General features: G+C 70.0%; 12 protein-coding genes and 3 pseudogenes. 10 read left to right on the top strand and 5 right to left on the bottom strand.

Annotated elements, in window-relative coordinates; all coding sequences use genetic code 11:
• Window positions 1–91: 91 nt before the first annotated feature.
• The 3 genes from ACQEV2_RS33540 to ACQEV2_RS33530 all read right to left on the bottom strand — a co-directional run bounded on the left by ACQEV2_RS33540 (window position 92) and on the right by ACQEV2_RS33530 (window position 4668).
• Window positions 92–880, bottom strand: a complete 789-nt coding sequence (locus ACQEV2_RS33540; protein WP_433050013.1) for an AfsR/SARP family transcriptional regulator — start codon at window positions 878–880, stop codon at window positions 92–94.
• A 281-nt stretch (window positions 881–1161) separates the two neighbouring features.
• The gene (locus ACQEV2_RS33535; protein WP_433050010.1) at window positions 1162–2814 is read right to left on the bottom strand and encodes a penicillin-binding transpeptidase domain-containing protein; all 1653 of its coding nucleotides are present in this window, start codon (window positions 2812–2814) and stop codon (window positions 1162–1164) included.
• A 369-nt stretch (window positions 2815–3183) separates the two neighbouring features.
• On the bottom strand, window positions 3184–4668 hold the full coding sequence (locus ACQEV2_RS33530) for a peptidoglycan D,D-transpeptidase FtsI family protein (RefSeq protein WP_433050007.1): 1485 nt from the start codon (window positions 4666–4668) through the stop codon (window positions 3184–3186).
• 463 nt (window positions 4669–5131) lie between these two features.
• On the opposite strand from ACQEV2_RS33530, the gene mrdA reads away from it, so the two are divergent.
• Together mrdA and ACQEV2_RS33520 are read left to right on the top strand one after the other, a co-directional pair.
• Entirely contained in the window at window positions 5132–7225 is a 2094-nt protein-coding gene (gene mrdA / locus ACQEV2_RS33525; RefSeq protein ID WP_433050004.1) for a penicillin-binding protein 2, read from the top strand.
• 187 nt (window positions 7226–7412) lie between these two features.
• Window positions 7413–8468: a LacI family DNA-binding transcriptional regulator gene (locus ACQEV2_RS33520; RefSeq protein WP_433050001.1), complete on the top strand. Its 1056-nt coding sequence runs from the start codon at window positions 7413–7415 to the stop codon at window positions 8466–8468.
• 137 nt (window positions 8469–8605) lie between these two features.
• On the opposite strand, the gene ACQEV2_RS33515 is transcribed toward ACQEV2_RS33520, so the two are convergent.
• Window positions 8606–9661 (bottom strand): glycoside hydrolase family 5 protein, encoded by a 1056-nt coding sequence (locus ACQEV2_RS33515; RefSeq protein WP_433049998.1) that lies wholly within the window; start codon window positions 9659–9661, stop codon window positions 8606–8608.
• Window positions 9662–9999: 338 nt separating this feature from the next.
• Here ACQEV2_RS33515 and ACQEV2_RS33510 point away from each other — a divergent pair, with 338 nt between their 5' ends.
• A complete protein-coding gene (locus tag ACQEV2_RS33510) occupies window positions 10000–10989 on the top strand; it encodes a LacI family DNA-binding transcriptional regulator (protein WP_433054969.1) in 990 nt (329 codons plus the stop codon).
• 67 nt (window positions 10990–11056) lie between these two features.
• Entirely contained in the window at window positions 11057–11239 is a 183-nt protein-coding gene (locus tag ACQEV2_RS33505; protein WP_433054966.1) for a hypothetical protein, read from the top strand.
• Between the two features lie 115 nt (window positions 11240–11354).
• Here the strand turns inward: ACQEV2_RS33505 and ACQEV2_RS33500 are convergent.
• Window positions 11355–12701 (bottom strand): annotated as a pseudogene (locus ACQEV2_RS33500) (carboxylesterase/lipase family protein); the annotation flags it as partial.
• Window positions 12702–12968: 267 nt separating this feature from the next.
• Here ACQEV2_RS33500 and ACQEV2_RS33495 point away from each other — a divergent pair.
• The 6 genes and pseudogenes from ACQEV2_RS33495 to ACQEV2_RS33470 form a co-directional block, all read left to right on the top strand.
• A pseudogene (locus ACQEV2_RS33495) lies at window positions 12969–13272 on the top strand (carbohydrate ABC transporter permease); the annotation flags it as partial.
• Window positions 13269–14219 (top strand): annotated as a pseudogene (locus ACQEV2_RS33490) (family 43 glycosylhydrolase). The pseudogenes ACQEV2_RS33495 and ACQEV2_RS33490, both read left to right, overlap by 4 nt.
• 27 nt (window positions 14220–14246) lie before the next feature.
• Window positions 14247–14630 (top strand): hypothetical protein, encoded by a 384-nt coding sequence (locus ACQEV2_RS33485; protein ID WP_433049995.1) that lies wholly within the window; start codon window positions 14247–14249, stop codon window positions 14628–14630.
• A gap of 8 nt (window positions 14631–14638) precedes the next feature.
• Complete coding sequence (locus ACQEV2_RS33480) at window positions 14639–14854, top strand: hypothetical protein (protein WP_433049992.1); 216 nt, start codon at window positions 14639–14641, stop codon at window positions 14852–14854.
• 159 nt (window positions 14855–15013) lie between these two features.
• The gene (locus ACQEV2_RS33475; RefSeq protein WP_433049989.1) at window positions 15014–16069 is read left to right on the top strand and encodes a LacI family DNA-binding transcriptional regulator; all 1056 of its coding nucleotides are present in this window, start codon (window positions 15014–15016) and stop codon (window positions 16067–16069) included.
• Window positions 16070–16285: 216 nt separating this feature from the next.
• Window positions 16286–17434, top strand: coding sequence for a ferritin-like domain-containing protein (locus tag ACQEV2_RS33470; protein WP_433049986.1), 1149 nt, complete (start codon window positions 16286–16288; stop codon window positions 17432–17434).
• Window positions 17435–17440 lie beyond the last annotated feature (6 nt).

The following is a 17440-nucleotide window of genomic DNA, read 5'->3' as shown; positions in this document are numbered from 1 at the left end:
CGGGCCTCCATGCGCCGCGCCACCAACACGGTGAACTTCTCCGGCCGGGTGGCGCCGGCGCAGGGCGTCGACTTCACCGCCTGGGGCCTGGTCAGGCCGACGTGCCGACCCTGAGGAACTGTTCGTCCTGGCGCAGGATGGCCTGCATCATCCTGGTCATCCTCGCGCCGGGGTTGATCCCGATGTGCTCCCGCAGTTGCCGCTTCGCACGGTGGAAGACCTGGATCGCGTCGGCCTGGCGGCCCTCGGCGTAGTACGCCTTCATGAGGCTGACGTAGAGGTCCTCGCGGAGGGGATCACGGTCGACCAGTTCCGACAGCCGGGCGATCGCCTCGCTGTAGTGCCCGAGACCAACGTCTATCAGAGCGCGCAGTTCGACGGCTGCCGTCCGCTCCTCTTCCAGGGCCTCCCCCTTCAGCCGCAGCCGGCCGGAGGTGACGTCGGCGAACGCGGGTCCCTTCCACAGCGCCAGCGCGGCGTCGAGCCGCTCGGACGCGTCCTTGTGCTGTCCGCCCGCGTACAGCTCCCGGATCGTGCGCACCATGTCCCGGAAGACGAAGAGGTCGATGGCCTGCGCGGGCACCCGCAGCTCGTAGCCGCTGTCGTGCGAGCCGACCGCGTCCCGTGACAGCCCCGCCTTCTCCAGGGCCGTACGGACCATCCAGGCCGAGGTCTGCAGCTGTCCGGAGACCGTCAGGGGCGGCTCCCCGTCCCAGGACTCCTCGCTGATCAGGTCCTTGGAGATGACCTGCCCGGGCCGTAGGGCCAGACAGGACAGGAACCGCTTCTGCCGTTGCCCGGGTATCGGCAGCGGCATGGCGTTCTTCACGAGAGTCACGGGGCCGAGAAGCCGGATCGTCACGCTGTTGCGAGTGGTCATGTCGAATACCCCCTGTGGATGGTCCACGCCCTCGCCCGAGGGGAGTGGACATGGCATGGATGCCAGTGGTGACACTGCGTCGGATCGGGGCGGAGCCGTCACTGGTGTGTGGTCGTGACCAGGAGCCGGCCTTCCTCGAAGACCGGCTCACCGAGACGAACTCCTCGGCCGCTTCACATGAGTTCCGATGGCGTTCTGCTGTTCAGGTGGCTTACCGCTGTTCAGGTGGCGTACCGCTGTTCAGGTGGCGTACCGCTGTTCAGGGGTGAGTCAGTTCAGCCTCACCCCACGAGGTTCTTCAGGAACTTCGCCGCGATCGGTCCGGCGTCGGCACCGCCCGAACCGCCGTCCTCCAGAAGGACCGACCAGGCGAGGTTCCGGTCGCCCTGGTAGCCGATCATCCAGGCGTGGGTGCGCGGCGGGGTCTCGGAGCCGAACTCCGCCGTGCCCGTCTTGGCGTGCGGCTCACCGGGGATGCCCTTCAGGGCCCAGCCGGCGCCCTCGGTCACGGTCGCGCGCATCATCTCGCGCAGCGCGGCGACGACACCGGAGTCGAGCCGGGCGGGGGCCTCGTACTTCTTCTTCACGGCGCCGGGCACCAGGACGGGCTGCCGGAACACGCCCGCCTTCGCCGTCGCCGCGACCGATGCCATCACCAGCGGTGAGGCCTGCACCCGGGCCTGTCCGATGGTCGAGGCGGCCTTGTCGTTGTCGCTGGTGGCGACCGGAACGCTGCCGTCGTACGTCGTGGTGCCCACGTCCCAGGTGCCCCCGATGCCGAACGCCTCCGCGGTGTCGTGCAGGGCGGAGGGGGACAGCTTGCTGCGGGAGTTGACGAAGAAGGTGTTGCAGGAGTGGGCGAAGTTGTCCTTGAAGGTCGATCCGGCCGGCAGCACGAACTGGTCCTGGTTCTCGAAGCGCTGGCCGTTGACGCGGGTGAACTTCGGGCAGTCGCCGGGGTCCGAGGGCGTCATCCCCTGCTTCAGCAGGGCGGCGGCGGTCACCACCTTGAAGGTGGAGCCGGGCGGGTACCGGCCCTCCAGCGCACGGTTCATGCCGGAGGGCATGTTGGCGGCGGCCAGGATGTGCCCGTTGGAAGGGTCGACGGCGACGATCGCCGCGTTCTTCTTCACCCCGGCCAGGGCTTCGGCGGCGGCCTCCTGCACCTCCGGGTCGATGGTCGTCCGCACCGGCTCGCCCGTGCGCGCCTTGGTGCCGGTGAGCTTCTTCACCACCTGCCCGGACTGGCGGTCCACGACCACGACCGACTTCAGCGGGCCCGCTCCGCCGGTGAGCTGCTTGTCGTAGCGGGCCTGGAGGCCCGACATACCCTTGCCGGTCTTGTCGTCCACCATCCCCACGAGGGAGGCGGACTCCAGATCGTCGCCGTTGGTGTCGAGGATGGGCGCGCGGTCCCGCGTCTTCAGGGCGAGTGTCTGCCCCGGAACCATCTCCGGGTGGACCATTTCGGTGTGGAATTCGACCTTCCATTTACCGTCGGTCCTGATGACGTCCGCCTTCGAATCCCATGAATAGGCCCCCGCTCCCGGAAGCGTCATCTTCACGGTGAACGGAACTTCCACTTCCCCTTCGGTCTTCTTCTCACCGTCGCCAGCGCTGATCTCGGTCTTCGAGGGATCGAGGTTGGTCATGACGGATTTGATCAGCGACTCGGCATTGCTCGGACTGTCCGTCAGCCGGCCCGCCCGCGGGGCGTCGGCCGCCCGCCAGGCGTCCAGGAACTTCTGCAGCTCAGCCTTCGCGTCCACCACCTGCGGGTCGTCCGACCCTTCGCCGGCCATCAGGCTGGAGTAACCCCAGTAACCGACCCCGACGCTCACGGCCAGTGCGACAACCGTCGAAACGACGGTCCGGCCACGGGAACGACGCCTGCGGGGCTGGGGGTAATCGCTGTGGCTGCCGGAATGGGTCATGCAGCTCAGATTAGGCGGGCGTGCCCGCCTGTCGTTCACCGCCATGCGGCATTCAGGACAGTCCCGGTGTGAAAGAGGTGGTACGGCTGATCCGAACGGCGGCCGTATGGATTCGCAGGTAAAGAGACGTCAAAGGCGGACATCATTACAAGATCTACACGTCGAACACACAGGGTCGATGCCGCACGAAGCGGACGTTTTTTCGTGAACATTGGACTAGAGCACTGGAAGAACCCGGCCCGAAGCGGCTGCCTTTACGGAGCAAACTGGCTGAATCGAAACGGCCTGGCCGGGCGCGACCGGAAAATTTCTTGAATCAAGCCGGGCGCCCGGTTTTCCAGGGCTTTGCGGAGAATCGACGTACAGGGATCAGTTCTTCAGCACGGCCTCCATCACGTCCCGCGCGATGGGGGCGGCCAGACTGCCGCCGGAGATCTGCTCACGCGAGATGTCCATGTCGGTCGGGTCGATGAAGACGGCCACGGCGACGGACTCGCCGTCGGGCTTCACGCCGTACGAGACGAACCAGCCGTAGGGAACCTGGTCGCGCACGTTCACACCGCGCTGGGCCGTTCCGGTCTTGCCGCCCACCGTGATGCCTTCGATGAGGGCCCGCTTGGCGCTGCCCTCCCTGGCGGTGTGCTCCATCATCTCCCGGACCTTCTCGGCCGTGGCCTCGGAGACGGCCTGGCTCATGACCTGCGGCTCGTGCTCCTCCAGCGGGTTCAGATCGGGCGACCGCAACTCGTCGACGATGTAGGGCTGCATCACCTTGCCGTCGTTGACCAGCGCGGCGGTCACCATGGCCATCTGCATCGGAGTGCTGGTGAGGCTGCCCTGGCCCATGCCGGTCAGCGCGGTACCGGGCTTGTCCAGGTCCTCCGGGTAGAGGCTCTTGGTGGCGCGCAGGTCACCGAGGTCGGACGAGTAGACGTCCTCGTTGAACCCGAACTTCTCGGCTGTCTCCCGCATCTTGTCCGCGCCCACCTTCACGGCCGCGTCGAGGAAGACGTTGTTGCAGGAGTACTGCATGGCCGTCTTCATCGACGCCTTGTCGCAGACGCCGTCCCCGGCCTCGCTGCTGATCCTGTTGGTCGACTGGGGCAGCTGGTACGGCGACGCCGCGTCCGAGGCGGCGTCGACGTCCGTCACCACGCCGTGCTCCAGTGCCGCCGCCGCGGTGAGGATCTTGAAGGTCGAACCGGGCGGGAAGGTCTCCCGCAGCGCGCGGTTGGCCAGCGGCTTGCTCTTTTCGGCGCCGAGCGCCTTGAACCGGTCGCTCTCCTTGAGGGAGTTGCCCGCGAACGACGCGGGGTCGTAGGACGGGGCCGAGACGAGGGCGAGCACCTTGCCCGTCCTCGGGTCCAGGGCCACGACCGAGCCCCGGGCGCCCAGTTCCGTGAGGCCCTTGTATCCGGCCTCCTGCGCCTTGGGGTCGATCGTCGTGATGACGTCTCCGCCGCGCCGTTCCTTTCCGGTGACGACGTCCGTGAAGCGCTCGAACGCCAGCCGGTCGTCCTGCCCGCTGAGCACGCTGTCGTAGGTGCTCTCCAGGAAGGTCATTCCCATGGCCTGGGAGGCGTATCCGGTGACCGGCGCATACATGGGACCGTTCTTGTACGTGCGCTGGTACTTGAGCTCCGCCCCTTCCACCGGCTTGGAACCCGTGACCGGGCGCGCCCCCACGATGATGTCGCCGCGAGGTGCCGCGTACTGGTTGATCAGCACCCGACGGTTCTTGTCGTCGGTGGCGAGTTCGTCCGCCTCCATGTACTGGAGCCAGTTGGCCCGAATCAGCAGCGCGAGCATCAGAAGCCCGCAGAAGATGGCGATGCGCCTGAGCGGCTTGTTCACGCGGTCGCACCTCCAGCGGCGACTGGCTCGTGCGCTGGTAACAGCGGTATTCGGGCAGGGATCGGAGTGCAGAGAACCATGGCTGCACCATAGTTGAGCGCGATGCCGTGTTCTCGGACAACGCATCAGGACAAGCCGACGAACGCGACGGCGATGGTGGACCCGGCGCCTCGAAGTGACTTGATATTGAGCTACGGACGGCTGTCGGAGTCGCTTAGGCTCGGCCTCGAAGCGACCCTTTGTCCCAAGGCGAGAAATCTCCCGAAGCCGCCAACGCATCTCCCTTTTCCAGCGCACGTGCACGCCAGGAGAGTTCGGCTCGGTCGCTGTGGCACGTGAGAGCCGGTGTCATATCCCCGGTCGGATCAGCGCGCCGCGCGTCCGGGCGGGGATATGACACCGGCTCAGAGGCGGTGGGATGCCCGAACGGGCTCCCGACGACGGCACAGCAAAGGGACCACGCGTGACCAACATCCCCGAGACGGGCCGGACGCCGCGCGTCCAGATCCGGCTCGTCGTCATCCAAATCCTCGTCCTCTCCCTCCTCGGCACCCTCGGCGGACGCCTGTGGCACTTACAGATCCGCGAGGGCGACGCGCATGCCAAGGAAGCCTCCGGCAACCTCGTCCAGCAGGTCGTCCGGCCCGCGGTGCGCGGCTCGATCCTGGACGCGCGGGGCGTGGCGCTGGCGGACAACGAGACGCGACTCGTCGTGTCCGCTTCGCGGACGGATCTGCTGAAGATGCCGGACGACGGTGAGGCGGTGCTGACGAAGCTGGCGGGTGTGCTGGGCATGGCGCCCAAGGAGGTACGGGAGAAGGTGCGGCTGTGTGATGCGCAGACGCCGCAGCCGTGCTGGAACGGCTCGCCGTACCAGCCGATCCCGATCACCGACGAGGCCACCCCCAAGCAGGCCCTGCAGATCCGTGAGCGGGCCGAGGACTTCCCCGGCATCACCGCCGAGCCGCAGGCGGTGCGCCGCTACCCCAGCCCGGGTGAGGCCAATACCGCCCAGGTGCTGGGCTACCTCTCCCCGGTCACCGACGAGGAGATCAAACAGGCCCAGGACTCCGACTCGCCCTACCTGCGCTCGGACCAGGTGGGCCGCTCGGGTCTGGAGCGCCAGTACGACAAGGAGCTGCGCGGCAAGGCCGGGGTCACCCGCTACGAGGTCGACAACCTGGGCCGGGTGATCGGGCAGGCCCAGTCCGATGCCGCCAAGGCCGGCTCCAACCTCGTCACCAGCATCGACGCCCGTGTGCAGCGGGTGGCGGAGTACGAGCTGAACGACGCGATGAAGAAGGCCCGCCAGGAGTGGGACCGCAACACCAACGAGCGCTACAAGGCCGACTCCGGTGCGGTGGTGGTGATGGAGGCCAAGACCGGCCGCATCGTCGCCATGGCATCGAACCCGACGTACGACCCCAACGCCTGGGTGGGCGGCATCTCCGCCAAGGACTACAAGAAGCTCACCGGCAAGTCCTCCAACTACCCCCTGCTCAACCGCGCGATCCAGGGCCAGTCCGCCCCCGGCTCCATCTTCAAGGTCGTCCCCACGGCCGCCGCGGTCAACGCCGGCTACTCCTTCGACGGCCCGTACCTGTGCTCCAGTTCGTACTCCATCGGCAACCAGGTCTTCACCAACTTCGAATCGGAAGACCACGGCCCGATCAGCCTGGGGCGCGCACTGGAGGTCTCCTGCGACACGGTCTTCTACCGGCTGGCCCATGAGGAGTGGAAGCGTGACGGTGGCACCAAGCCGAAGAAGAACGCCAACGACTGGTTCTACAAGACGGCGCACCAGTTCGGCCTCGGTGCGGAGACCGGTATCGACCTGCCCAACGAGGTCACCGGCCGCATTCCGGACCGCCAGTGGAAGCAGGCGTACTGGAAGGCCAACAAGGACGCCTGGTGCAAGTACGGCAAGAAGGACGGCAGTTACGCCGAGAAGATCGCCTACGAGAACTGCCTCGAAGGCAACCGGCTGCGTGCCGGCGATGCGGTCAACTACTCCATCGGACAGGGCGACACCCTGGTCACCCCCATCCAGATGGCCACCATCTACGCGGCCATCTCCAACGGCGGCACCCTGTACGACCCCACCGTCGGCAAGGCCGTCATCAGCGCCGACGGCAAGTCCGTCCAGGAGATCGAGCCCAAGTCGCACGGCAGGCTTCCGATGACGAAGCAGACCCGGGACGCGGTCGACGAGGCCCTCGCCGGCGTGGTCACCCGTGGTTCGGCGGACTGGCGCTTCGTGGGCTGGCCGCAGGACAGGATCCCGCTGCACGCCAAGACGAGTACGGCCGAGGTCTACGGCAAGCAGACGACGTCATGGTTCGCCACGTACACCGAGGACTACGCGGTCGTCATGACGATCTCCCAGGGTGGTACCGGTTCCGGCGCCTCCGCCCCAGCCGTCCGCAACATCTACAACGCGCTGTACGGCGTCCAGAAGGACGGCTCGATCGACGAGAGCAAGGCACTGCTGCCGACCCCGCGGACGAGCCTGCCCAAGATCCGGCCGGACGGCAGCATCGCCGCACCGAAGGACTGACGGACAGCGGCCGGCCCCCTGTCCGCCTCCGCCTGTCCGCCTCCTCGGCCTTCGTGACGATGGCCTGCGCACAGGACTCGTCCACGCCCTTCACCCGCTACTGGCCTCTCGGAAACCGGTTGCCATCATGTTGCCGCCGGCTCCCCAGGGGGAGGGCAAGGGTGCCCGGAGGAGGGACGAGGCAGGGATGACCAGGAAGAGCGAGGACGCGGGGCGCAGCACCATCCGGGACGTGGCGGCCCGTGCCGGGGTGTCCGCGTCGACCGTCTCCCGCGTGCTCGGCGGGGTGTATCCGGTGAGCTCGACGACGCGTACCCGCGTGATGCGGGCGGTGCGGGACCACGACTACGTCGCCGACGCGCGTGCCAAGGCGATCGCGGGGGTCGGCACGCCCACGCTGGCGTTCGTGCTGGAGGACATCACGGGGCCGTCGTTCGCGCACATGGCGCACGGCGTGGAGCGCGAGGCCCGACGGCTCGGGCATCTGTGCCTGGTGTGCACGACGGAGGGCGACGTCCAGCACGAGGTGGAGTTCGTCGAGATGATGCGCGCCCAGCGCGCCGCCGCCGTGATCCTGGTCGGCGGCTCCGCCGACACCCCCGAGTGCCGCGAGCGCACCCGCCGTATGGCCGACTCGCTGGCGTCGGCGGGCTCCCGGCTGGTGCTGTGCGGGCGGCCGCCGCTCGGCGCCGGGGCGCCGGTGACGGTCATCGAGTACGTCAACGAGGGCGGGGCCTACGCCCTGGTCGCCCACGTCCTCGCCCAGGGCCACCAGCGGGTGCTGTTCCTCGGCGGCAAGCCCGACCACACCACCGCCCAGGGTCGTGAGCGAGGCTATCTCGCCGCCCATCGCGCCCGCGGTCTGGAGCCCGACCCGGCGCTGCTCCTGCACGGGGACTTCACGCGCGACGCCGGGCACCGTCTGATGCGCGAGGCCCTTGAGCAGGGGCTGGAGTTCACGGCCGTGGTGGCCGCCACCGACATGGTCGCCGCCGGCGCGCTCACCGCCCTGCACGAGGCCGGCCTGGACGTCCCCGGCGACGTCTCACTGGCCGGCTACGACGACATCCCCTTCGCCCGTGACCTGCACCCGGCCCTGACGACCGTCCACGTCCCCTACGAGGAGCTGGGCCGCCTCGCCGTACGCACCGCGCTCGGCCGTACCCCGGAGAACCCGGACGAGCATCTGCTGCTGGGCACGCATGTGGTGGTGCGCAACTCGGTCGGGACGCCGAAGGGCTGAGGGTCCGCCGCAGAGCTGAGTGGGGGTGGCCGCCCACGCGGGCGCACGAACGGCGCGGCCGGTCGCGGCGCTCGTGGCACCGCGACCGGCCGCGGGATCGGACCGTCCGGATCCGATCGCTCGGCAAGGCCCCGCCGTCAGGGCTGGACGGGCCTGCCGCGCCCCCAGGCCCAGGCGAGCCGGTCGGCGCCGGACTGGTTGGTGGTGGCCAGCCACGGGCGGGCGGGGTCGCCGATCAGGGTCTGCATCGAGTAGGTGTCGTCGGTGCGCAGGCCGGGCCAGTAGACGGAGCCCATCTTGAGCTCGCGGAAGGTGTCGGTGACGGCCTGGATGAAGTTGATGTAGTTGTTGGACGGCGCCGGGTGGTTGTAGTCGAGGCCGGTCGTCATCGGGGCGCCGAACTCGTCGGCGACGGTCCGGTTCGCGCAGTCGCCGATGCGCTCCTTCAGGTCGGCCACCCACTGGTCGTAGGTGGCGTACTCCTTCCAGAACCCGTAGGGGTGCAGCGACAGGTAGGTGCCCTTCAGGCGCGGGTCGGCGCAGACGGAGGTGACGTGGTCGTTGTAGCCGGCGCCGCTGACGAAGACCCGGTTGCGAGGCACGGACGGGTAGGTGTCCAGCCACTTCGCGGCTATGTCGGCCCACTCGGTGTCGGTGTAGCCGTGCGGCTCGTTCATCGGCTCGAAGTACACCCGGGAGTTGCCCTTGTAGGCCCTGACCACGGTGTCCCACATGGGCCAGTAGGTGGCGGTGTCGTCGATGAAGCCGTCCCGGCGCTCGCCGGTGCCCTCCCAGTAGGAGACGATGACCTTGAAGCCCTTGGCCGTCGCCGCGTCGATCACGCCGCGGTACGACTTCCAGTAGGAGCCGTTCACGGTGTACGGGTTGATGGGCAGGCGGACGGTGTTGGCGCCGAGGTTCGCGCGGAACGCCGAGATGACGCGGCTCGACTTGGCGTAGGTCTGGGCGTAGGTGTCGGAGGTCGACAGGCCGGACAGCTGCAGGGTGTCGTCGGCGAAGTTGTCACGGGGATCGGCCCAGTTCACTCCCTTGAACTGGGTGGTGTCGCGGCTCGGTGCGGCGGAGGCGGGACTGCCCGCGAGGGTGGTGCCGCTGATCGCGGCGATCGCGACCGCCGCGAAGGCGGCACGCAGCCGGGGGGTGAAGCGGTTTCTCGAGGGGGTCTTGCGCATCAGCTGGCCTTTCGGAGATGACGGCACCCGGCGTGATGTTTACGTAAACATGGTGGACGCAAGGCCACGTGTGCGCCTTGGACCAGGCGGGCTCAGTGGGGGATGTTTACGTAAACTTCAGGGCGTCGGAATCGTGGCATCCGCCCCCACGACCGTCAAGGTTTCCCCCGCGTAACATCCCAGGGCGGGCGCGGTGACGCGCACCGGCAACGAGAGGGCGGGGTGATGGAACGGTGGACCTGAGCGAGCACGAGCAGCCGGTCTCCGTGGCCGCGGGCGGGGGTGCCCAGCGGGGCGGCTCCGGTGTGCCCGGCGAGCGCCGTAAGCAGCGGGTCTCCATGGCCGATGTCGCCCGGCTCGCGGGGGTGTCGTCCCAGACGGTGTCGCGGGTGTCCAACGGGCATCCCGGCGTGATCGAGGCGACCCGGGAGCAGGTGCTCGCGGCGATGCGGGAGCTGGGCTACCGGCCCAACAGCGCCGCACGCGCCCTGCGCTACGGCCAGTTCAACACCATAGGCGTGATCCTGTTCAGCCTGTCGTCGACGGGCAACAGCCGCACCGTGGAGGCCATCGCCACGCACGCCGCGGCGGAGGGGTACGCGATCACGCTGATCCCGATCGACGTCCCGACCCAGGACAACGTCCTCGGGGCCTTCACCCGCATGGGAGAACTGGCCGTCGACGCCGTCATCGTGATCATGGAGATCCATCTGCTCGACGCCGGGACGGTGCAACTGCCGCCCGGTGTGCACGTCGTGGTCGTGGACTCCGACGCCGGGGACCGCTACAGCGTGGTCGACACCGACCAGGCCGACGGTGCCCGCAAGGCCGTCCGGCATCTGCTCGACCTGGGCCATCGCACCGTATGGCATGTGGCGGGCCCCCGGGCGTCCTATGCCGGACAGCGCCGGACCGAGGCGTGGCGCGCCGTCCTGGAGGAGGCCGGACGCCCGGTGCCGCCGCCGCTGCGCGGTGACTGGTCGGCCGAGTCCGGCTATGCGGCGGGTCTCTCGCTGGCCGAGGAGCCCGACTGCACGGCCGTGTTCGTCGCCAACGACCAGATGGCTCTCGGGCTGCTGCGCGCCCTGCACGAACGCGGTCGCCGCGTCCCGGAGGACATCAGTGTCGTCGGCTTCGACGACCTCCCGGAGGCTGCCTTCTTCGTGCCGCCCCTGACCAGCGTCCACCAGGACTTCGCCGAGGTGGGCCGCCGCTGCGTCCAGAACGTCCTCCGGCAGGTCCGCGCCCAGGGCGGCGCCCGGCCAGGGACCGACCTCGTCCCCACCCGCCTGGCGATCAGACGCAGCACGGCGGCCCCGCGGAGGTGAGGGAGGGCGGCCGCCCCTGCCGACGGCAACCGGTTGCTGACCCCGCGCCACCGCATCGACGCCGGTTCTGATCCATCTCGGCGGCCGAGGGCCTGCCCGCCCCCTCAGTCTCGAACCCTTCACAGGCTCTGTCCGTGCCGGCGTACCGCGCCGGGGAGGCGCAGACGCCGTACGACCGACCGCAGTTCCGTACTACGCGTGGGCGAACCGTCGGCCAGGGCCGATGCGGGTGTGGATTGCTCAGGTGTGACGGCCGCGGCCCACAGGGCGAGTTCGGCGTCGCGCGGGCCGTACGCCGTGTGGGTCGCGCCGTCGCCGAAGACCCGCACCGGATGCGACTCGTCCCAGGCCTGCCACCCCGGGTCGCCCTCCGCCGCGAACCGCACCCACGCCCGGTGCATCTCGTCCGCCAGCTCCTGCGGGGCGCCCTCGCCGGCCAGCTTGCGGGACTCGGGAACCTCTCCGGTGTCGAAGACGAAGCCGAGCTCCAGGGCGTGGCAGGCGCCGAGGTCGGGGAGGTTGGAGGGCCAGGCGAACTCGTACACGTACGACGACCCGGGGCGGGCGTCGGCCAGGCGCTGCAGCGGGAGGCGCAGCAGGTGGTCGGTGACCATCTGGCCGACGATCTCGGCGGTGCCGGCATCGGGGTGCAGGGCGCGGTAGCCGCGGGGCACCTCGGCGCCGACGTGGCAGCGGGCCATGGCCCCGGCCAGGGCGACCGCGCCGAGCCGGTCGACACGCTCCAGGAGGCCGCCGGGGACCAGCCACAGCCGGTACTCGTCGCGGGTCCAGCCCGTCATCAGATCGACGCCGGAGGCGGCGTCGCCCTCCGTGAGCGCCTCGAGCGGGTCGCGGGGGACGATGTCGCCGTCGACGACGATCCCGAAGGCGGGTCCGCCCACCACGGGGCTGCTGAGCCGGCCCACCTCGGCCTGGGTGTGCAGGAGCAGCTCACGGTCGACGTCGGCGAAGGCGGCGGCGGTGGCGGGGATCCTCAGCCGGTTGGCCATACGGCGCACCATCCGCCGTACCTTGTCCCGCTCGGCGGCCTCGGGCGGCCCGCTCTGCAGGATGGCCCGCCGGACGAGGCCCTGGGCCTGCGGGGCGGCGAGCAGGGCGCCGATGCTGATCGCGCCGGCGGACTGGCCGAAGAGGGTGATGCGGTCGGGGTCGCCGCCGAAGGCCGTGATGGACTCGTGGACCCACTTCAGGGCGGCGAGCTGGTCGCGCAGGCCGGGGTTGGCGGGGGTGTCCGGGAAGAGGCCGTAGCCCTCCACTCCCAGTCGGTAGTTGACCGAGACGCAGACGACGCCGTCACGGGCGAAGGTGCGCCCGTCGTACACGGGCACGCCCGAGGAGCCGCGGGTCAGGGCGCCGCCGTGCAGCCACACCATGACCGGGAGCCGGGCACTCGGGCCCGGCTCCGGGGTCCAGACATTGAGGTTGAGACAGTCGTCGCCGGGCACGACGGGGTCGGACAGGTACTGCGCGAAGGCCTCGGAGTACGGGGGTTTCGGCGGGGTCGGCCCGAAGTCCCCGGCGTCGCGCACGCCGTCCCAGGGTTCCGGCGGCACGGGCGGCCGGAATCTGTTCGGACCGAACGGGGGCGCCGCGTAGGGAATGCCACGGAACACCGCGACGCCGCGTTCGTACCGGCCCCGTACGGCACCGTACGGCGTGCTCACCACGGGATCTGCCTGGACTGCCGTCATCCGTCCACCAGCCTCCTCACCGCGCTCGTGCACCGTGAAGATCAGAGCACCTCATTGTGGCCCGTTATTCCGGTGCGCGAGCGGTGTGGCGGCCATTCGGCGTACGGGGCGGCTTGGCGTACGGGGCGGCTTTCGGCGTACGGGCGGCTACTTGGCGTACATCAGCGTCCCGAAGCCCAGCTGGTCGTAGCCGCCGCTGGTGGAGCCGTAGTCACCGCCGCCGCCCTCGGGGTCGACCGAGAAGCACATCTGGGCGATGTACTTGCCGCCAACTCGTTCCTGTACGCCGGTGTCGGCTCCCTCGGCGGCACGCTCATCGCGCTCGCCACGGGCTACGGCCTCGCTCGCTCCGACTTCCCCGGGCGGGGCGCGGTGTTCGCGTGCGTGGTCGGCTCCTTCCTGATCCCGATCGCGCTGCTACAACTGGTCCGGCAAACGCCTGGAGTCGGGGATCGACGTCACCAGTCTCGTCCTGACCGGTGCCCTGCTGTCGATCATCCCGATGGCGATCATGATGGTGGCGATGCGGCGCTACTGGCGGACCGGTGTGACGCTGGGGGCCCTCAAGTGACCCGGCTGCACAACCCGGTGATCCGCGGCTTCGCCCCGGATCCCTCCCTGGTCCGGGGCAAGTGGTACTACGTGGCGACCAGCTCCTTCGAGTGGTTCCCGACGATCCCGATCCACCGCTCCCGCGATCTGGCGCACTGGAAGTACGCGGGCCACGTCCGGGGCGCGGTCCCCGGCGACTCGCTGGCCGGGGTACCCGACTCGGCCGGCGTCTGGGCGCCCCCGCTGAGCTGGGACGGTGAGCGGTTCTGGGTGGTGTACTCCGTCGTGCGCTCGGTCGGGACGCCGTACTTCGACCTGGACTCGTATGTCTCCACGGCCACCGACGTGGACGGGAAGTGGAGCGCCCCGCGGCGCGTCGCCAGTCACGGTTTCGACCCCGCGCTCTGCCACGACGAGGGCCGGCTGTGGCTGCTCAACATGCAGAGCGACCACCGCCCGGGGGGCAGGCGCTTCGCCGGGATCGTCCTGACGGAGCTGGACCCCGAGAGCCTCGCCCCGATCGGTGACACCCATCTGCTGCTCCAGCACGAACGGCTCATCGAGGGGCCGAAGCTGCTCAAGCGCGACGGCTGATACCACCTCGTGCTCGCGGAGGGCGGCACGGGGGTGAAGCACGGCGTGCTGGTGGCCCGCAGTCGGGCGATCACCGGGCCCTACGAGCTGGACGGTCAGCCTCTGCTGACGACGCGGGACGACCCGTCGGTGCCGTTCCAGAAGGCCGGTCATGCGGAGCTGGTCGAGACGCCGGACGGCGAGTGGGTCCTCAGCCATCTGACGGCCCGCCCGCTCCGGACGCCGGACGGCCCCCGCTGCCCCCTCGGCCGGGAGACCGCGATCCAGGCGCTGACCTGGGACAAGGCGGGCTGGCCCAGGCTGCGGCACGGGGGCTGGCATCCGGAGGTCGAGGTCGACGTACCGACGCGGCCCGCCGAGCCGGTGCTCTAACACGCCCACGCCGACGGCCCGTTGGGCTTGCCCTGGAGCACCCTGCGCGGATACGCCGACCCGAGCTGGGCCGACACCACCACCCGCCCCGGCTGGATCCGGCTGCGCGGCCGGCACGGTCCCGAGTCGCGGTGGGCGCACAGTCTGCTCGCCCAGCGCATCACCGAGCACCGCGCGGAGGCCGAGGTCACCGTGGCGGCGCGGCCGCGCACGTTCACGCAGGCCGCCGGGCTGGTGCTCTGGTACAACGCGGAGGCCTATCTGACCCTCGACCTCACCTGGGCCGAGCCGGAGGGCGAGGAGCAGCGCGGGCAGCAGTGGCGAGGGGGCGGCCGTACGGTGCTCGGTCTCGTGGAGCGGGAGGAGTTCGGCAGGCGGCGGTCGTCGACGTCGATGCGGAGGGACCGCTGACGCTCGGCGTGACGGTCGACGGCGGCGAGGCGCGGTTCTGGTACGTCCTCGGCGGCGTCCGCGTGCCCGTCGGGCTGCCGCTGGACTTCAACAAGCTCTCCGACGACTACGGCTCCAAGCTGCGCTTCACCGGGGCGATGGCCGGCATCCATGCCGTGGAACTCGTCGACTCTGCGTTCACGGCCGACTTCACGGGAATCCGCCTCACCTGCCGGCAGCCCTGAGCCTGTTCGAGGTTTCGAAAGCCAGAGCACGTGCAGACCTTGCGAACTCCGGCCTCTTCCGGACTCCTTGCGGTGAACCTAGGGTAGGAAGCGCTTACTTTTTCCGCGCTGGTCGAAAACTTTTCATGGCCCTCGGGCGGGCCGGAGAGGTGGTTCCCGATGGTCCGTACGGGCAGTGCGAGCGTGGCGGCCGGACCGACACTGGCGGTCGTGGCCCGTGAGGCCGGGGTGTCCGTGCCGACCGCATCCAAGGTGGTCAACGGCCGGGAGGACGTGGCCCCCGAGACCCGCCGCCGGGTCACCGAGGCGCTGGACCGGCTCGGCTACGTCCGCAGACCCCGCTTCGACGCGGCGAAGACGCCGGGCCTGGTCGACCTCGTCGTGCACTCGCTGGACACCTCCTGGTCGGGCGCGGTGCTGCACGGGGTGGAGGCGGCGGCCCATGACGCGGGACTGGAGGTCGTGGTCTCCGCCGGTCTGACCCGCACCCGGGGTGGCCGGCCGGAGCGGGGGTGGCTGGACAAGCTCACCGCGCGCGGCTCGTCCGGGGTGCTGTTCAATCTGGCCGAGCTGACGGCGTCGCAGTACGCGTGGCTGGAGCAGCATCGCATCCCGTTCGTGATGATCGACCCGGTGCTGGAGCCGCCGCCCGGCGTGGTGTCGGTGGGCGCCGCGAACTGGCACGGCGGGGTGACGGCGACCGAGCACCTCCTGGCGCTCGGCCACGAACGCATCGCCGTCGTCGCCGGTCACCAGCGCAAGATGTGCAGCAACGCCCGGGTGGCCGGCTACCGCTCCGCGCTCGCCTCGGCCGGGATACGGCACTGCCCCGAGTACGTCCGCCACGCGGGCTTCGACGAGAGTGTCGCCCACCGCCGCATGCTGGAACTCCTCGACCTGCGCGAACCGCCGACGGCCGTCTTCGTCTGCTCGGACCGGATGGCCCTCGGGGTCTACCAGGCGCTGGCGGAACGGGGGTTGAGCGTGCCGGACGACATGAGCGTCGTGGGCTTCGACGACCTGCCGGAGGCCCGCTGGATCAGCCCCGCCCTCACCACGGTCCGCCAGCCGCTGTCGGAGATGGCGGCGACGGCGCTGCGTCTGCTGGTGCGGATGATGGACGGGGATCTGCCGGAGAGCACGCGGACGGAGTTGTCGACGCGGTTGGTGGAGCGGTCGAGCACGGCCGGTCCGCGCTACCGGTCGCCCTGCTGAGCCGTCCTGCCGGCTCGGGGTGTCCGTCAGCGCGGGTGGGCCTCCAGACACGAGGAGGTTCGCACATTGGACCGAGAGGGTGGTCGATGCGGCTTTTGTCCCGTATGCCCTGGTAGATCCTTTTCTGCCTGCTAGCTTCGCGAGCTGTCGGAGGGGTCCGGGGGCATCGAGCCGAGGCCCCGGGCCGTGGCTGTGAGGTGAGCGAGGGTGACGGGTATGAGCGAAGAGCCGGACAGGCCGGCGGTGGCTCCGTTCAGGCGCAGGAGTTTCCTGGCCTCGGCCGCGGTGGCGGCGGGAGCGCAGGCCGTGATCGCCGGTGACGCGCAGGCTGCCGCGGTGCCGGCGGAGGGGCCGGTTGCCGCGCCCCGAGTCGGGTCCGTGGCGCGTCTGCTGGCCGTTCCCGAGAGTGATCGCGGAGTCCAGTGGCTCAGATCGGCTCTGCAGGTCGCCGTAGGCCTCGAACTCGCCACCATCCCACCGTACTTGTGCGGCTGGTGGTCCGTCAGGGACCACCGCAGCGAGGTCGCGCGGATGATCCGGCGCATCGTCGGCGACGAGATGTACCACCTGAGCATCGTCTGCAACCTGCTCGTGGCCGTGGGCGGACGGCCGCAGATCAAGGCGGCCGCACCCGCCTTCCCGGGCCCGCTGCCCGGTGGTGTGCGGGCCGGGGTGACCGTCTATCTGTCGGGCCTCACCAAGCCCTTCGTGCGCGACGTGATGATGGCGATCGAGGCCCCGGAGGAGCCGCTCACCCGGAGCGCGCAGAGCTCGCCCACCGTCGGCGAGTTCTACACCGGCGTGCTGCAGGCGTTCCGGACCGTGGAGCCGGAACTGGTGGTGCGGGGACAACTGTCCGCGTACGTCGGCGGCGACGACCTGCGGCCGATCGAGACCCTCGACGACGTCGAGAGCGCCATCGGGATCATCAAGGAGCAGGGCGAGGGCACCGACAGCTCCCCGGCCGACCCCTTCGAGGACGACCACCCGGCGCACTACTACGCCTTCGGCGAGATCTACCACGGCCGGGAGCTGCGCGAGACCGACGACGGCTGGAGGTACGTCGGCGCCCCCGTGCCCTTCCCCGACGTGCGCCCGATGGCCCCGGTCCCGGTCGGCGGCTGGCCCAATCCGCCGGTCCATGTCCAGCGGCTCCTGTACCGCTTCGACGCCAACTACAGCACCGTGCTGGACCGCCTCGACGACGCCTGGGCCGGCGGCGGCCACCGCACCCTGAAGGCGGCCGTCCACGCCATGCACGGACTGGAACGCCCCGCCGTGGAACTGATGGAGACCAGAATCCCCTACGCCCCGGGCCACACCTACGGCCCTCAGTTCCGCGCCCTCCGCAGACCGCGCCGCTGATCGCGC

It is taken from the genome of Streptomyces sp. CA-251387, assembly GCF_050936625.1.
GTDB lineage: Bacteria > Actinomycetota > Actinomycetes > Streptomycetales > Streptomycetaceae > Streptomyces.
Note: the sequence above shows the minus strand (reverse complement) of the source record. Positions and strands in the feature narration are given on the sequence as shown.